This is a genomic window from Limnohabitans sp. TEGF002 (assembly GCF_055395845.1).
Genome location: NZ_AP029224.1, coordinates 2,111,969 through 2,126,623 on the forward strand (window position 1 = coordinate 2,111,969; position 14,655 = coordinate 2,126,623).

General features: G+C 57.4%; 16 protein-coding genes and 2 tRNA genes. 11 read left to right on the top strand and 7 right to left on the bottom strand.

Going from position 1 to position 14,655, the window contains the following annotated elements; translation table 11 throughout:
• Positions 1-32 precede the first annotated feature (32 nt).
• From ACZ5SR_RS10480 to ACZ5SR_RS10495, 4 genes are all read left to right on the top strand, one after another.
• Positions 33-1,118, top strand: a complete 1,086-nt coding sequence (locus tag ACZ5SR_RS10480) for a phosphotransferase (protein WP_464448624.1) — start codon at positions 33-35, stop codon at positions 1,116-1,118.
• A gap of 42 nt (positions 1,119-1,160) precedes the next feature.
• Positions 1,161-2,420, top strand: a complete 1,260-nt coding sequence (locus tag ACZ5SR_RS10485) for an acyl-CoA dehydrogenase family protein (RefSeq protein ID WP_464448625.1) — start codon at positions 1,161-1,163, stop codon at positions 2,418-2,420.
• 55 nt (positions 2,421-2,475) lie between these two features.
• Positions 2,476-2,552, top strand: a tRNA-Pro gene (locus tag ACZ5SR_RS10490).
• Between the two features lie 105 nt (positions 2,553-2,657).
• A tRNA-Arg gene (locus tag ACZ5SR_RS10495) sits at positions 2,658-2,734 on the top strand.
• A gap of 30 nt (positions 2,735-2,764) precedes the next feature.
• On the opposite strand, the gene fliS is transcribed toward ACZ5SR_RS10495, so the two are convergent.
• The 7 genes from fliS to flhA all read right to left on the bottom strand — a co-directional run bounded on the left by fliS (position 2,765) and on the right by flhA (position 9,647).
• On the bottom strand, positions 2,765-3,187 hold the full coding sequence (gene fliS, locus ACZ5SR_RS10500; RefSeq protein ID WP_464448626.1) for a flagellar export chaperone FliS: 423 nt from the start codon (positions 3,185-3,187) through the stop codon (positions 2,765-2,767).
• Between the two features lie 91 nt (positions 3,188-3,278).
• Positions 3,279-3,929, bottom strand: a complete 651-nt coding sequence (locus ACZ5SR_RS10505) for a hypothetical protein (RefSeq protein WP_464448627.1) — start codon at positions 3,927-3,929, stop codon at positions 3,279-3,281.
• Between the two features lie 5 nt (positions 3,930-3,934).
• The gene (locus tag ACZ5SR_RS10510) at positions 3,935-4,486 is read right to left on the bottom strand and encodes a hypothetical protein (protein WP_464448628.1); all 552 of its coding nucleotides are present in this window, start codon (positions 4,484-4,486) and stop codon (positions 3,935-3,937) included.
• 17 nt (positions 4,487-4,503) lie between these two features.
• Complete coding sequence (fliA, locus tag ACZ5SR_RS10515) at positions 4,504-5,214, bottom strand: RNA polymerase sigma factor FliA (protein ID WP_464448629.1); 711 nt, start codon at positions 5,212-5,214, stop codon at positions 4,504-4,506.
• Positions 5,215-5,218: 4 nt separating this feature from the next.
• Positions 5,219-6,043, bottom strand: coding sequence for a MinD/ParA family protein (locus tag ACZ5SR_RS10520; RefSeq protein WP_464448630.1), 825 nt, complete (start codon positions 6,041-6,043; stop codon positions 5,219-5,221).
• A complete protein-coding gene (locus tag ACZ5SR_RS10525; protein ID WP_464448631.1) occupies positions 6,036-7,523 on the bottom strand; it encodes a hypothetical protein in 1,488 nt (495 codons plus the stop codon). The genes ACZ5SR_RS10520 and ACZ5SR_RS10525 overlap by 8 nt, the downstream gene beginning before the upstream one ends.
• A gap of 6 nt (positions 7,524-7,529) precedes the next feature.
• Entirely contained in the window at positions 7,530-9,647 is a 2,118-nt protein-coding gene (gene flhA / locus ACZ5SR_RS10530; RefSeq protein ID WP_464448632.1) for a flagellar biosynthesis protein FlhA, read from the bottom strand.
• Between the two features lie 294 nt (positions 9,648-9,941).
• Between flhA and ACZ5SR_RS10535 the strand changes: the two genes are divergently transcribed.
• Genes ACZ5SR_RS10535 through fliQ form a run of 7 tightly spaced genes read left to right on the top strand, consistent with a single transcriptional unit; the run spans position 9,942 to position 14,649 of the window.
• Positions 9,942-11,324 carry a flagellar hook-length control protein FliK gene (locus tag ACZ5SR_RS10535; RefSeq protein ID WP_464451119.1) on the top strand — a complete coding sequence of 461 codons (1,383 nt, stop codon included), beginning with the start codon at positions 9,942-9,944 and terminating at the stop codon, positions 11,322-11,324.
• Between the two features lie 24 nt (positions 11,325-11,348).
• Positions 11,349-11,927 (top strand): flagellar basal body-associated FliL family protein, encoded by a 579-nt coding sequence (locus ACZ5SR_RS10540; RefSeq protein WP_464448634.1) that lies wholly within the window; start codon positions 11,349-11,351, stop codon positions 11,925-11,927.
• Between the two features lie 31 nt (positions 11,928-11,958).
• Positions 11,959-12,957: a flagellar motor switch protein FliM gene (fliM, locus tag ACZ5SR_RS10545; protein ID WP_464448635.1), complete on the top strand. Its 999-nt coding sequence runs from the start codon at positions 11,959-11,961 to the stop codon at positions 12,955-12,957.
• A 22-nt stretch (positions 12,958-12,979) separates the two neighbouring features.
• Positions 12,980-13,291 carry a flagellar motor switch protein FliN gene (gene fliN, locus ACZ5SR_RS10550; protein WP_464448636.1) on the top strand — a complete coding sequence of 104 codons (312 nt, stop codon included), beginning with the start codon at positions 12,980-12,982 and terminating at the stop codon, positions 13,289-13,291.
• Positions 13,292-13,307: 16 nt separating this feature from the next.
• A complete protein-coding gene (gene fliO, locus ACZ5SR_RS10555) occupies positions 13,308-13,619 on the top strand; it encodes a flagellar biosynthetic protein FliO (protein WP_464448637.1) in 312 nt (103 codons plus the stop codon).
• A complete protein-coding gene (fliP, locus tag ACZ5SR_RS10560) occupies positions 13,616-14,368 on the top strand; it encodes a flagellar type III secretion system pore protein FliP (RefSeq protein ID WP_464448638.1) in 753 nt (250 codons plus the stop codon). The genes fliO and fliP overlap by 4 nt, the downstream gene beginning before the upstream one ends.
• Before the next feature lie 11 nt (positions 14,369-14,379).
• Positions 14,380-14,649, top strand: coding sequence for a flagellar biosynthesis protein FliQ (gene fliQ / locus ACZ5SR_RS10565; protein ID WP_464448639.1), 270 nt, complete (start codon positions 14,380-14,382; stop codon positions 14,647-14,649).
• The last annotated feature ends 6 nt before the right edge of the window (positions 14,650-14,655 follow it).

The window sequence follows — 14,655 nt, forward strand, 5'->3', positions numbered from 1 at the left end:
GCGGCGATCACTGATTTTCGACGGGTAACCCCATGAGTGCTTTTGACCATTTCGTGGGGACCCGGCCTGTCACGGGCACCCATGCCTTCGACATCCCAGCCCTGGAAGCCTGGCTCAGCGCCAGACTGCCCGGTTTTGTGGGCCCCTTGAGCGTGGAAATGTTCAAGGGCGGGCAATCCAACCCCACCTACAAGCTCATCACCCCCTCGCGCCAATACGTGATGCGGGCCAAACCCGGCCCAGTGGCCAAGTTGCTGCCATCGGCCCACGCCATCGAGCGCGAATTTGCCGTGATGAAAGGCCTGCACGGCACCGATGTGCCCGTGGCCCAAATGCATGTGCTGTGTGACGACGAATCCGTCATCGGCCGCGCCTTTTACGTCATGGAGTTCGTGCAAGGCCGCGTGCTGTGGGACCAGTCCCTGCCTGGCATGACACCTGCCGAGCGCGGTGCCATTTACGACGAAATGAACCGCGTGCTGGCGGCGTTGCACAAGGTCGATGTGGCCAAACAAGGCCTGTCCAGCTACGGCAAACCGGGCAACTACATCGAGCGCCAAATCGGCCGCTGGAGCAAACAGTACGCCGCATCCATCACCCAGCCCATCCCAGAGATGGACCAGTTGATCGAGTGGCTGCCGAAAAACATCCCGGACAGCGCCAAAGACGAATCCCTGGTCGGCGTCGTGCACGGCGACTACCGGCTGGACAACCTGATGTTCCACCCCTCCGAGGCCCGCGTGCTGGCGGTTCTGGATTGGGAGCTGTCCACGCTGGGTCACCCGCTGGCCGATTTCAGTTACCACTGCATGGCTTGGCACATCAGTCCCGGCACCTTCCGAGGTATTGGCGGGCTTGATTTGGCTGCTTTGGGCATTCCATCCGAAGCCGAATACATCCGCCGCTATTGCGAACGCACCGGCTTCACCACCCCTGAAGCGCTGGCGAAAGACTGGAACTTTTACCTCGCCTACAACATGTTCCGCATCGCGGCCATCTTGCAAGGCATTGCCAAACGCGTCGAAGATGGCACCGCATCCAGCGACCAAGCCAAAACTTCGGGTGCGGGTGCCCGCCCCATGGCCGAGTTGGCCTGGCGTTTTGCCCGCCAAGCCTGATCACTTTTACAAAACCACCACCCAACCCTCAGGAGAGAGACCATGGATTTCCAATACACCCCCAAGGTCAAAGACATGCAAGCGCGCTTGCTGGCCTTCATGGACGAGCACATTTACCCCAATGAGGCACGCTTTTTCGCTGAAATCGCTGAGAACCGCGCCAAAGGCAATGCTTGGGTCCCCACCAAAATCGTTGAGGAGCTCAAGCCCAAAGCCCTGGCCGCCGGTTTGTGGAACCTGTTTTTGCCCAAGTCGACACGCGCACCGCAAGGCTTGTCCAACCTCGAATACGCACCTCTGTGCGAGATCATGGGCCGAGTGCCCTTTGCGGCAGAAGTGTTCAACTGCTCAGCCCCAGACACCGGCAACATGGAAACGCTGGAGCGTTACGCCAGCGAAAGCCTCAAGGACGAATGGCTCGAACCCCTTCTGCGCGGCGAAATCCGCTCTGCCTTCTTGATGACCGAGCCCGATGTGGCCTCGTCGGATGCCACCAATATCGAATGTGAAATTCGCCGCGAAGGTAACGAATATGTCATCAACGGCCGCAAGTGGTGGTCGTCTGGTGCAGGCGACCCACGCTGCGCGGTCTACATCGTCATGGGCAAGACCAACCCCGACGCAGGCCGACATGAGCAGCAGTCCATGATCGTGGTGCCCGCCAACAGCAAAGGCATCACGGTTGTCCGCGCCTTGTCGGTGTTCGGTTACGACGATGCGCCACACGGCCACATGGAAGTGTTGCTCAAAGACGTGCGCGTACCGGCTGAGAACATCTTACTAGGCGAAGGCCGTGGCTTTGAAATCGCCCAAGGCCGCCTCGGACCTGGCCGCATCCACCACTGCATGCGCACCATCGGCATCGCCGAACGCGCCCTCGAGCTGATGTGCAAGCGCCTGAACGAGCGCGTGGCCTTTGGCCGCGAAGTGGCTCGCCAGACCGTGTGGCAAGAGCGCATCGCCGAGTCGCGCTGCATGATTGAACAGGCCCGCCTGCTCACGCTCAAAGCCGCATACATGATGGACACCGTCGGCAACAAGGTGGCCAAGGCCGAGATCGCCATGATCAAGATCGTGGCCCCCAACATGGCTTGCCAGATCATCGACTGGGCGATTCAGGCCCACGGCGGTGGCGGTGTGTCGCAAGACTTCCCGCTGGCCTATGCCTACGCCCACCAGCGCACCCTGCGCCTGGCAGATGGTCCGGACGAGGTGCACCGCAACTCGCTGGCCAAGCTGGAACTGGCCAAACAACTGGCACTGCCCGGTGATTTGGGCATGCCGATCACACGGGGAAGCTGACTTTTTTGGCCGCGAGGCCAAGAACAGGGTTTTTGAGGGTTAGAATATCGCTTGTCGGAGCGTAGCGCAGCCTGGTAGCGCATCTGCTTTGGGAGCAGAGGGTCGCGAGTTCGAATCCCGCCGCTCCGACCATTTCTTGATATTCAAACCCCAAGAAAATGCCAATAGTCTGGCCACAGACACACAAACAACAAAGGCCCGTCAGGGCCTTTTGTGTTTCTGTAGATCTTGCACTTTCTGCCCGTAGCTCAGTTGGATAGAGCAACAGCCTTCTAAGCTGTGGGTCACAGGTTCGATCCCTGTCGGGCAGACCAATCGGCCAACCCGTTCACAGGGAATCCCCATCAGTTGGCGTAGTGTGTCTTGCGACCGGTATCGGCCAACAGGCTGGGCAGTGTCTGCCAAGCTTGCGAAATGTCCTTGATCAGGGTTTTGACTTCTTCCAGCGCCGTCAAATCGTTGTAGGCGTTGATGTGGAACAGTCGACGCGTGATGTAGGCGTACAACTCGTTCAGATTTTGAGCCAACTCGCCGCCGCGCTCAAAATCCAGCGCACCTTGCAAACCCACCACAATGCGGCCTGCACGAGCCAGCGCTTTGGATTTTTCCTCAATGGCATTGTTCTGAATGTGGCCCGATGCGGTCGCCAAACTCTCCAGCAAACCATCAAACAGCATCTGGATCAGCTGAACATTGTCTGCTGTCGCCACACCTGTAGAGACCTGGACAGAACCGTAACTTTCAGCAAACTTGGAATAGGCACGCATTGAAAAAACCCCTTTACTACTTCAGTAACAGAGGAATCGGCGGGATCCCGGAAAACTTGAGTCCGGTACCAGCCCATCGGCCAAATATCTTTCAGCTCGCCACGGAGCCAGGCGTGCCCGCGGGTTCTACCGCTGGAGCCAAAACCGCCTGAGGACCCTGCGCTGCACCGGGAGAAGCGGTGGGATTGAGAACAGGCATCAGCCAGTCAGATAAAGGGCTGCTGGCATCGAGTTGGGTTTTACCCATCAAGAATTGACCCGCTTCATCCATGGAGGCCCGAATAGGGCCCCATTCCGCCTCAGGCGTTTGCGAAGCGTTGAGGCCGCATTGGTACAAGGCGTTGGCCTGCGCCGAGGGAATCCAAGACTCCACCAGCCCTTTGGATGTGGAAATTTGTTTGGTGTTTTTGGTCTCACCCGACATGCCCCGCTGCCCGTCTTTGAAGCCCTCCTGGTAAAGCGCCTCTATGTGCTTGGAAAGCACCACTTGGTACTGGCTTCTTAGTTCTGCGATGGCTTGTGCGTCCAGTCCTTCGGCTGCCCGGCCTGTCATGGTATCCCACAGCCTTTTGGAGGACAAGCCCATGAATGGGGTCGATGCAGTTGCCGACTTTTCGCTGATGGACGTCATCACCTTACGCGTTTCTTTTTCGATCGCATTGACACGGTCAATCAGGTAAATGACCAATATCAAGATCAGCAGCAGGCCGATCGCCATCAGAGCGTTGACCAAGGCTTCCATGGGGATTAAGGGGAGCCAGGGCTGCCTGAAGGAGATTCGTTTTGATCTGTGCCATCCGCATTGGCTTGCGAGCCCTCTTCCGCCGCCAACTCGTCACGCAAGAAACTCAAGACCTGAAAGGGTTCTTGCAAACGCAGATCGTAATAACTGATTTGATTGGCCAAGGCCTGCATGGCTTCAATGGCTTTTTGTGCAGACAATTCCATTTTTTGGTACCGCACACCCATACCGAAAACCTCATTCACATACTCTTCGGGCAAGTAAGCATAAATATCAGACTCACCTGCGCGTATTTTTTGAAATTTAGAAGCAACTGGTAGGTCAGGTACAGGCTTACCAGCCGCAATCGACAAGGTAGCCAACTCCTGCCAAGCCGCCGTTTGTTCAGCCCCGGCAATGAATGTCTTGTCCAGATGCGCACGACAAAGCATGCCCATGCGCATGCGTAAACTCCGTGCTTCGCGTGAGTCAGAATCCAAAGACACCACTTTTTCAAACGCTGCCACAGCGCGTTTCATCTCGTCGGCAGGATTGTTGCGATTGAAAATACTGAGCATTGAAAATTCAATTAGTTTTAAGAGATTTGCAGATTTTGCCGCAACTTCTTCACCACTGTCGAAAGAATTTGACTCACCCTTGATTCGCTGACCCCCAAAACCTCGCCAATCTCCTTCAAATTGAGTTCTTCAACGTAGTACAGCGACATGACCATCCTCTCCCGCTCGGGCAATTGGTCAATGGCCTGGACCACCGCTTCCATAAACTCCGCCTCCTCGACGATGACCTCGGGCTGCATGGCGCTGTCGCCAGGCATGCTCATCACCTCGTCGTTGACGACCTCCATGGAGAAGGTTTCAAAACGCTTGGCTTGTCCCCGCTCTTTATGGAACTCCTCAATTTCCTTGCCCATATACAAGGCCAATTCGGCTTGGGTCGGCGCACGGCCGAGCTCGGCAGCCAAGACATGCACGGCTTCGTTTTCGTTTTTGTTGAAGGCCACAGCCGAGCGTGGCAAGAAAGACTGCCTGCGCACTTCGTCCAAGATGGCTCCGCGCACGCGACTGAGCGCAAAATGCTCGAATTCAAAACCTTTGGTCGGATCAAATGAGCGTGCGGCCTCAATCAAGCCCACCATCCCCACCTGAACCAGCTCGTCCAGCTCCATGAAAGGCGGGAGACGTGCCTTCAGGTGCACGGCGACCCGCTTGACCATGGGCATGTGCGCCAGGATCAGCGATTCGTGCCGGTTGCCGACTTCTTCGTACAGGGAGACATTGCTGTTCATGCGCTCACTCGCCCGTGGGGACATGGAGCATCCGCTCCATGAAAAATTGCATGCGACCAGAAGCCGACTGGACCGGGGGCAATTGGGTCACGGCTTCGGCCAAGGCACGGAAATCTCTGGCTGCGGCGCTGCCGGGGGCGTAATCCAGCACCGACTGGTATTTGCGCAAGGCCTGCAGCACCAACTCATCGCCCTCGATGGCGTTCAAGTAACGGATCGACACCCCGAGAAAACGGGTGCACACATCGTTCAGGCGTCGGTACAACTGCCGACCTTCGTGGGCATTGCCCACCATATTGGGAATCAGGTAAATCTCGTCCAGCGATTGCTCGGTGGCCATGACCTTGATCAAGCCGTACGCGTCGGCAATCGAAGAGGGCTGGTCGCACACCACCACAAAGCGACGCTGGCAAGCGGCCATGAACTCGAGGACGGCAGGGGCAATGCCCGCAGCCACATCGACCACCAAATAATCCACGGGCTCATCGAGGGTGTCAAACGCATGGATCATGCTGGCGATTTGCGCCGAATCGAGTGCAGCAATATCGCGCAAACCAGAGGCCCCAGGCACCAGCCTGACGCCCTGAGCAGTGGTGATCAACACCTCTTGCAAGGTTTTGCTGCCGTTGAGCACATGGCTGATGTTGAAAGGTGCATGTGCGCCCAAGGCAATTTGCGCATTCGCCATGCCCAAGTCTGCGTCCAGCAGCATCACCTTCTGGCCCCGCATGGCCAATGCCACCGCCAAATTGATGGAGACGGTTGTTTTACCGGCCCCCCCTTTGCCGCTGGCTACACCGATGACTTGGGGAAAACTTTTTTTATCCATGAACAGCCTTGGCAGACGACTTGGCCGTCACAGCCCGCGCCCTGAGGGCACGGGTTTTAGGTAGAACTTCAGGGGCCAATGCCACCTCTTTTTTGGCACGGGGCTTGCGGGCCGCCTTGGCAGGCTTCGCATCGGCATGCACATGTGCGATCTCTGGCAGCAGCGCCTGCAGGGGCGTCATCGCCAGCTCAATCAAGCGCTCGGGACCAAAACGCAGCGGGGGCACATTGATCTTGCTGTCCCCGGCCATGCAAGAAACGGCCAGCGGCTGGTCGCACAGACCCTTGATCAAAGGCCATGGGTAGGCGGCTTCGTCCACTTTGGTCAACATCAAGGATGACCATCGAATTTCAGAATTTTGGAGGATTTTTTGCACACTGGTCACTGTAGCATCAACGGGCAACACCGCGTGAATGCCAAGCACTGAAAAGGACTGTTTCAACTGCTGCGCATGGGCTGCGAAATCGGTGCCCGGGGTATCAATCCAAATCGTTTTGCCCTGCAACTCGTCGAGCAAGGTTTGCAGCATGGCCAAGTCGGCAGCGCGAAAGCACGATGCGCCTGCTTGCGAAGCCAACAACTGGATTTGCGACCACGCACCGGGGCGCTGATCGCCATAGCTGATCATGACCTGCTTTTCAGCACCGTGCGCCTGAGCTGCTGCGTAGGCCAAGCGCCCCAGCATCGAGGTTTTACCCGCACCTGAAGGCCCGCACAAAGCATGCATTCCCACATCGGGCACCTGGGTCGCTGGGCGGCTGATGGCGTCGGTCAACAGACCTTCAATCACAGGCCAAGCCTCGCCCAGCGTGTCCAGGCCCTGAATGCTGTCGGTCAGCAAACTGCGCAAAGCCACCGGCATGCCCACCTCCTGCATGGCCATGGTCAGCTTCTGGACATCGGGCGACAAGCCTTGGGCGGCCTGCCAAGGCTGCATTTGACGGGACAGCGCAAACTCTTTGCGCAAAGCCGACATTTCCTGGCGCAGCATCTCGACGATTTCCTGGCTGCGTTGCCGCTCATAGTGTGCTGCCTGGGCTGCTGCCTCTTGCAAGGCGGCGTCGATGGGGGCGCGGGTAGGCGCCAAGGGATTCTCTGCGACCATGGTTTGAGGCTGCACAGGCAGACCGCGTGCACGCAAACCGGCCTCAGCCGTCTGAAAATCCAGAGTGGCTGCCTCCTCTTCCTGCAGGTCTGCTGCAGCTTGGGCATTTGCGTTTTGAAATACCTGAGCAAAAGGCAAAGACGCATCTTTGTCGGCCAAGAAAGCGGCGTCTTGTGCAGCAGCCGTGGCGTTAACCTCCGACAGCGCGGGCGCTGCGGCCTGCACAGGCTCACTACCGACATCGACCGCCACGATCAGTTCGGTTTGCTGGTCCACCCTTTGGCTGGAGATGATCAGGACGTCGGGGCCATACATCTGGATGGCTTTCTCGTTGGCTGAGCGGCTGTCTCGGGCAATGATGCGTTTGAGTTCCATGATTTATCAGGCTTTGGTCACAGTGGGGTTGTTGCGTGGATCGGCTTGAACGGTGTTGATCACCTTGACAGCCTGGTCATCCGGAATTTCGCTGTAGGACAAGACCGTGAGGTCATTGACTCGGTAACGCACGGCTCTGGACATCCAGGGTCGAATGGCTGGCGAAACCACCAGCACGGCGGGCAGGCCCTGCTCTTCGGTGGCTCGGGCGCTCTCGCGCAGTGCGGAAAAAAGGCTTTCAGCCAAACCAGGCTCGAGCACCATGCCGGCCGAGTTGGTGTTTTGTTGCAAGACGTTGTGCAACAACTGTTCCAGCTGAGGATCGAGGGTCAGAACCGACAAGGTCTCGCGGTTCTCGGTCAGGCTTTGCACGATCATGCGGCCCAGCTTGGGTCGAACCAACTGGGTCAATTGGTCAGGGTCTTGTGTGCGACCACAGACTTCAGTCAGGGCTTCGACGACTGTGCGCATGTCGCGGATCGGCACCGACTCTTGCAGCAGATTTTGCAGCGTACGGGTCACCACACCCAAGGACAACTTACCAGGCACCAATTCTTCAACCAACTTGGGCGATTTCGCAGCCAACTTGTCGAGCAGTTTCTGCGCTTCGTCGTGACTCATCAATTCCGAGGCGTTATCACGCAGAACCTTGTTCATGTGGGTGGCGATGGCTGTGCTCGGATCCACCACGGTGTAACCCAGAGCGCGGGCTTGGTCACGCCAGGCGGGCTCGATCCAGACTGCTTCCAGACCGAAGGCTGGCTCTTTGGTGGCCTGACCTTCGACTTTGCCGTACACCTTGCCCGGATTGATCGCCAGTTCGCGACCCACCTTGACTTCGCCTCGGCCACGCACCACGCCGTTCAAAACAATGTGGTAGGCGTCGGGCTCCAGATTGAGCGCATCGCGGATGCGCACAGGCTGTACCAAAAAGCCCAATTCCGCCGAGAGCTTTTTGCGCACGCCTTTGACACGCGTCATCAACTGGCCGCCAGACTCGACGTTGACCAAGGGGATCAAGCCATAGCCAATTTCCAAACCGATCAAGTCAACTTGCTCGACATCATCCCAGTCCAACTCTTTGGGCGCATCACTCACAGGCAATGCGGGTGTGGCCGTGCTTTGTTCGAGCACCATTTGTTTGCGCATGACCATGAAGCCCATCCCAGCCGTGGCGGCGGCCAGCGTCAGGAACACCAGGTGAGGCATACCTGGCACCAAACCCATGATGGTCAAAATGCCGGCCGAAATGAACAAGGCCGGCACATTCGAGAATTGGCTGCCTGCCTGCTCGGTCATCGACTCGGAAGTCGTCACCCGGGTCACGATGATGGCGGTAGCCAGCGACAGAAACAGAGAAGGAATCTGAGCAACCAAACCATCACCGATGGTCAACAGGACATACAACTTGGTCGCCTCGCCCACGGCCAAGTTGTGCTGGCCAATGCCAATGGCCAAGCCGCCGACGATGTTGATGATCAAAATCAACAGACCCGCAATTGCATCGCCACTCACGAATTTGGAGGCACCGTCCATAGAGCCAAAGAAGTCAGATTCCTGCGCTAATTCTTCCCGGCGTTTTTTGGCGGTTTCCTGATCGATGACACCGGCGTTCAAGTCGGCATCGATCGACATCTGCTTGCCGGGCATCGCATCCAGGGTGAAGCGGGCATTGACCTCTGAGACGCGGCCTGCACCCTTGGTCACCACAAAGAAGTTCACGATCATCAAGATCACGAAGATGATGAAACCCACCACATAGTTGCCACCGATGACGAATTCGCCGAACGCCGCAATCACTTTACCTGCGGCATCAGGCCCCTCATGGCCGTGAACCAGCACCACGCGGGTGGAGGCCACGTTCAAGGCCAGCCGCAGCATGGTGGCAAACAGCAAAACCGAGGGGAAAGACGAAAATTCCAATGGTTTGCGGGTGCCAATCGCGATCATGATCACCACCAAGCTGATCATGATGTTGAATGTGAACAAGATGTCCAGCAGCAAGGGCGGCAGTGGCACCACCAACATCGCCATGATCAACAGGACCAGAACAGGCAAACCCAAACCAGCCAGGTCGTAGCGGGCAAAGTTCTGTCGGATGGCTGACAGGGTCAATGTGGTCATGTGGAAGTGGCTGCTGACAGAGTGAAAAGAGAGTCGAGGTGTAAATGTTTCAACACCTTGAAGCAAGGTACATGCCACACCGATCGACACCCCTGACCCATGGTCCCGACTCCCAGCCCGCAAAGCTGGTGCGCAACTTGCTCAATCAGGTGATCACGGACGCAAGCGGCAAAAAATAGCCGCTGCGTTTGACCTGTTTGACTTCGCCCAAACCTCTCACAAGACGCCATACCGATGACCTTCGCACTGATAGAAACCCCCAACCGAGCCACGAGCAGCCTCCCAAATAATTCTTTGGAACTCAAAAATGAACTTGGCACGCGTCAGGAAGCCACCGAGTTTGGCCAAGTGATGACAGAGGCCATGGGCCCTCTTAAAGAATCAGGCGTTGATTTGTCAGGGCAAGCCTTGGCCGATGGGCCGGTGATGCTGACTGGCTTCGAGGCGGTCCTCGGGAGCGACACACTCAAAGCCGTCCACTTGGGCCCACACCTCAATGTCATCACCGCTGAAATCACAGCCCCGGATGAGCAAAGCCTTGAAGCCTTCGCCCGCTCGCAAGGCCTCGACGAAACCGCGGTTCAGTGGCTGATGGGCACAACCCCCGGCTTGGCTACCCCACTTCAAAGCCCGGTCGGTGGACTGACCCAAGCAGGCGACCACACCAGCCTGGTCGCAGCGGTTGCCCCCTTGATTCCGATCACAAATATGAGTACTTCGGATGTATTATCAGAGCCTCTTGCGGCAGCCTCTGCCGCCAGCCCAAACGGTGAGGCCATGAAAACAGGCACAGCGCTCAAGCCCGATATGCCCGTGCTCAACAGCGGTTTGAACAATGCCGCCCTGTGGGCCATGAGCCTGCATACAGAACAAGCCCGCATCAACGTCCCTAAACCTGACGGCTCGTCAGACGTCTCTGATATACAGATCCACATGATGCCCCCAGCGGCTCCAGCAGCTGTCTGGATGCTGCGCAACACACTCAGTGCGACCGCCCTCAAGGAGACAGAGGCAGCCAAGACGGGTATGGCTTTGAGCGATCTGGACCTGAGCGAAGAAGCCACGCCTGAACTGCTGGAAAGTCTCAGCCAAGCCATGGCCGAAGCGGGCTCCTCTGCCCCCTCGGGTGCTGGACCCACACCCAGCAACGGCACACACCGCCACGACCTCGCTGCTGCAAGCCGCCAACAAGCGCAAAACGCAGAAGCCAATGCAGCAGCCCCCGACGCGGCACTGACACAACGCAGTGAAAACGTGCAGAACCTGGCTGAAAAAATGGGACAAGCGGTGGGGCAGCGCATACTGTCCGAAATTGAAAAAGGCCAGTGGCACCTCAAAATCTCCCTGAGGCCGGCCACCCTCGGCCATATCGAGGTGGAGATGAAGATGCTCAGCGGTCAGCTGGATGCCGTTTTCACGGCCCCCCAGGCCATGACCCGGGAACTTCTCCAAGACGGCATGAGCAAACTCAAAGACACCCTGAGCCAAATGGGCATGGATGTTGCTTCCATGCAGGTAGGTGACGGGCAAACCCGACAACGTGGCGGAGAGTCGACACCCGGACAAATGTCAAAATCGACAAATACCGGAGTGGAAGGTTCAGAATCAGCACCCGCACCCACCGTCAGCGCCTCACCCATGAAAATGGGCGAAGACGGCTGGGATGTGCTGGTTTGACGCGCAATCAATCAAGGAATCAACATGGCAGACGAAGAAATCGAAGTTGAAGGCAAGAAGAAATCGCCTCTGATCAAAATCGTGGTGATCGCGCTGGTGGCCATTTTGCTGCTGGTCGGCACAGCCGTGGGCACGATGTTCGTGACCGGTTTCTTTGATAAGAAAGACACCGCTGCCGCCGAACTGGCCCTTAAAAATCTGGAAGAAGGCGCCGCCGACAGCAAGGCAGCGGCTAGCGACGCTTCCCCTCAAAAGAAAGCCAAGGAGTCGCCCGAGCTCCAGCGCTTTGAAAACAGCTACATGGAGCTGGAAAAGCCCTTGGTCTCCAACCTGACCAACACACGCAAAGTCATCCAGTTGAACCTGGCCATCATGACGCACTACGACGAGCGCGTGTTCAAGAATGCCAAAAAACATGAGTTCGCGCTGCGCTCGGTCGCCCTCGATGCGATGCGCCAGATGACCGAAGCCGACCTGGCCAAGCCCGAGTTCCGCAAGGACCTGGCCGCCAAAATCCGCGAAGAAATGAACGCGGTCTTGCAGAAATACGAAGACTTCGGCGGCATCGAAGAGGTTTTCTTCACCAGTTTTGTGGTGCAGTGAGTCTGCAAGTCCTTGAAAAGAAACTCTGACTATGGCTGAAAACCAACCCTTGTTGTCCCCGGATGAACTGGCCGCCTTGTCGGCCGGCATCAGTGACGGCAGTCTGGACGTCGACACCGGCTACAACCTGGACGCCCAGGTGCGCAAACACGATTTGGCGGCCGAAGACAGCAGCCTCGGGGTGAATGTCTCCTCGCTGGACATGATCAACGAACGATTCATCCGGATGTTCCGCTTGGGCATGCTGGAGGTGTTGCGTACCAGCCCCCGGATCAACCCCAGCCGCGCCCAGATCGTTCGCTTCAGCGATTACATCAAAGACCTCAAAGCCCCCTTGTCGGTGAACATCATCCGCATGGCGCCTTTGCGTGGCTATGCCATGGTGGTGATCGAACCCACCGTGGTCTTCAGCTCACTGGACAGTTTCTTTGGCGGGTTCGGCCGAGGCGTGGGCCAATTGCCACCGGGTCGGCTGTTCACACCGACAGAAACACGCATCATCAAGATCATCCTGCAAGTTTTCTTTCGCTCATTCAAAGAGGCTTGGTCACCGGTTGCCCCCATCGATTTCGAGCACGTGAGCTCGGAAATCAACCCCCAATTCGCCCAGATTGCCGACGAAAACGACCTCGTGGTACTCAGCCGCTTCGAGTCCGATGCCTCCAATCAAGGTGCTGGCTTCATCGACATGGTGATTCCCTATGTGGCACTCAAGCCCGTGCGGGACTTGCTGCGCAGCCGAGTGCAAACCGGCGACGGTAACGAGGAGTCCGACAAAGTCTGGCGCAGTCAGCTGGCCGACGCCGTCAAGGACGCCGATCTGGAAATCCAGATCCTGCTGGGCAAGCTCCATTTGTCGCTCCAGCAGCTGCAAACCATGCAACCGGGCGATGTCTTGCCTTTCAAAAAACCCGAATCAGCCCGAGCACTGATTGAAGACATGCCTGTCTATGACGTTGAAGTGGGTGCCATGGGCAGCCAGGTGGCGGTCAAGATTGTCCAAGCCATCAGCCCCAACGTCCAAGCCTGACCCCCCCTATTGAGGAGCGCCCATGAGCGAACTGACCCCCACCGCCGACGCCAGCCCCGAAGCTGCCGAAAAAGGCCAAATCCATTCGGATGTGTTGCAAAACATCCCCGTCACCTTGTCCATCGAAGTGGGCCGTGCCGTGATCAAAATCCGCGACCTGATGCGCCTGACCCAAGGCAGTGTGGTCGAGCTCGATCGCATCGCGGGCGAACCCCTGAACCTGCTGGTGAACAACACCGTGGTGGCGCAGGGCGAGGTTGTGCTGGTGAATGACCGCTACGGCATCCGCCTGACGCGTGTGGTGCCGGCTTCCGAACGACTCGAAAACCTCTGACCCGGAACGTCTTGGCATGAACTCGGTATGGACATTGGGAGACTGGCTGCAATACCTGTTCAGCTTTGTTTTTGTCATCGGTTTGCTGTTGACGCTGCTGTGGACCTTGCGCAAGCTGCAGAACGGCTCTTCGCTGCTTCGCAAAAACACACAACGCCTGCAGACCCTGGAAACCCTGTCGGTCGGCACACGTCAAAAAATCATGCTCATCCGAGTCGACGATCGTGAAATTTTGGTAGGCGTCACCGCCCAACAAATGACCGTGCTGAGCCCATGGCCCGAAGTCCAACAGGCCGCCCCTACCAGCCCTGAAACCAATACCCCATGAAGCGCTCTTTTCACATCGGCCTGATCGTCACGGTTTTACTGGGGCTGCTGCCCATTTTGGCGCAGGCAGCCCCCGACATGCCGGCCATCACCAGCACCAACACGGGCAAAGGCACGCAGTACAGCATCACGCTGCAATTGCTGGCCTTGATGACCACCCTGTCGGTGTTGCCATCCTTGCTGCTCATGATGACTGCTTTTGTGCGCATCGTGATCGTCATGTCGCTGCTTCGCCAAGCCTTGGGTACCGGCCAGACGCCACCCAACATGGTCATCGTCGGCCTGTCCTTGTTCCTGACCCTGTTTGTCATGTCACCGGTGCTCAACGAGGTCTACCAAAACGCCCTGCTGCCCTACATGAACCAAGGCATGTCCTTTGACAAAGCTCTGGCCGCTGCCGAGAAACCCATCCGGGCCTTCATGCTCTTGCAAACCCGTGAAGACGACATCGCCATGTTCATGGAGATCGCCCGCAACAAAGGTGTGGCCAGCTCGCAGGACGTGCCCTTCATGACCTTGGTACCGGCCTTTCTGACCTCGGAGTTGAAAAGCGCTTTCACCATCGGTTTCCTGATTTACATCCCGTTTGTGGTCATCGATTTGATCGTGGCCAGCGTCTTGATGTCCATGGGCATGATGATGCTATCGCCCATGATGATCTCGATGCCATTCAAACTGATGCTGTTCGTGCTGGTCGATGGTTGGAGCCTGATCATGGGCTCACTGGCCGCCAGCTTTGCCATGCCCTGAAGGAGACGAAGATGGATACCGCCATGGTGATTGATCTGGCCAGACAAGCCTTGTGGACGTCGATGCTTGTTTGTGCACCCCTCTTGGTTGTTGCATTGGCTGTGGGCCTGATCATCGGCATCATTCAGGCCGCCACCTCGATCAACGAGTCGACACTCAGCTTTATTCCCAAGCTATTCGCTCTGGGCCTGGCCTTGCTGCTTTTTGGCAGCTGGCAGCTCATGACCCTGATCGACTTCACGCGCAGCATCTTCCAGCGCATTCCGACCCTGTTCTCCTGAGTACAG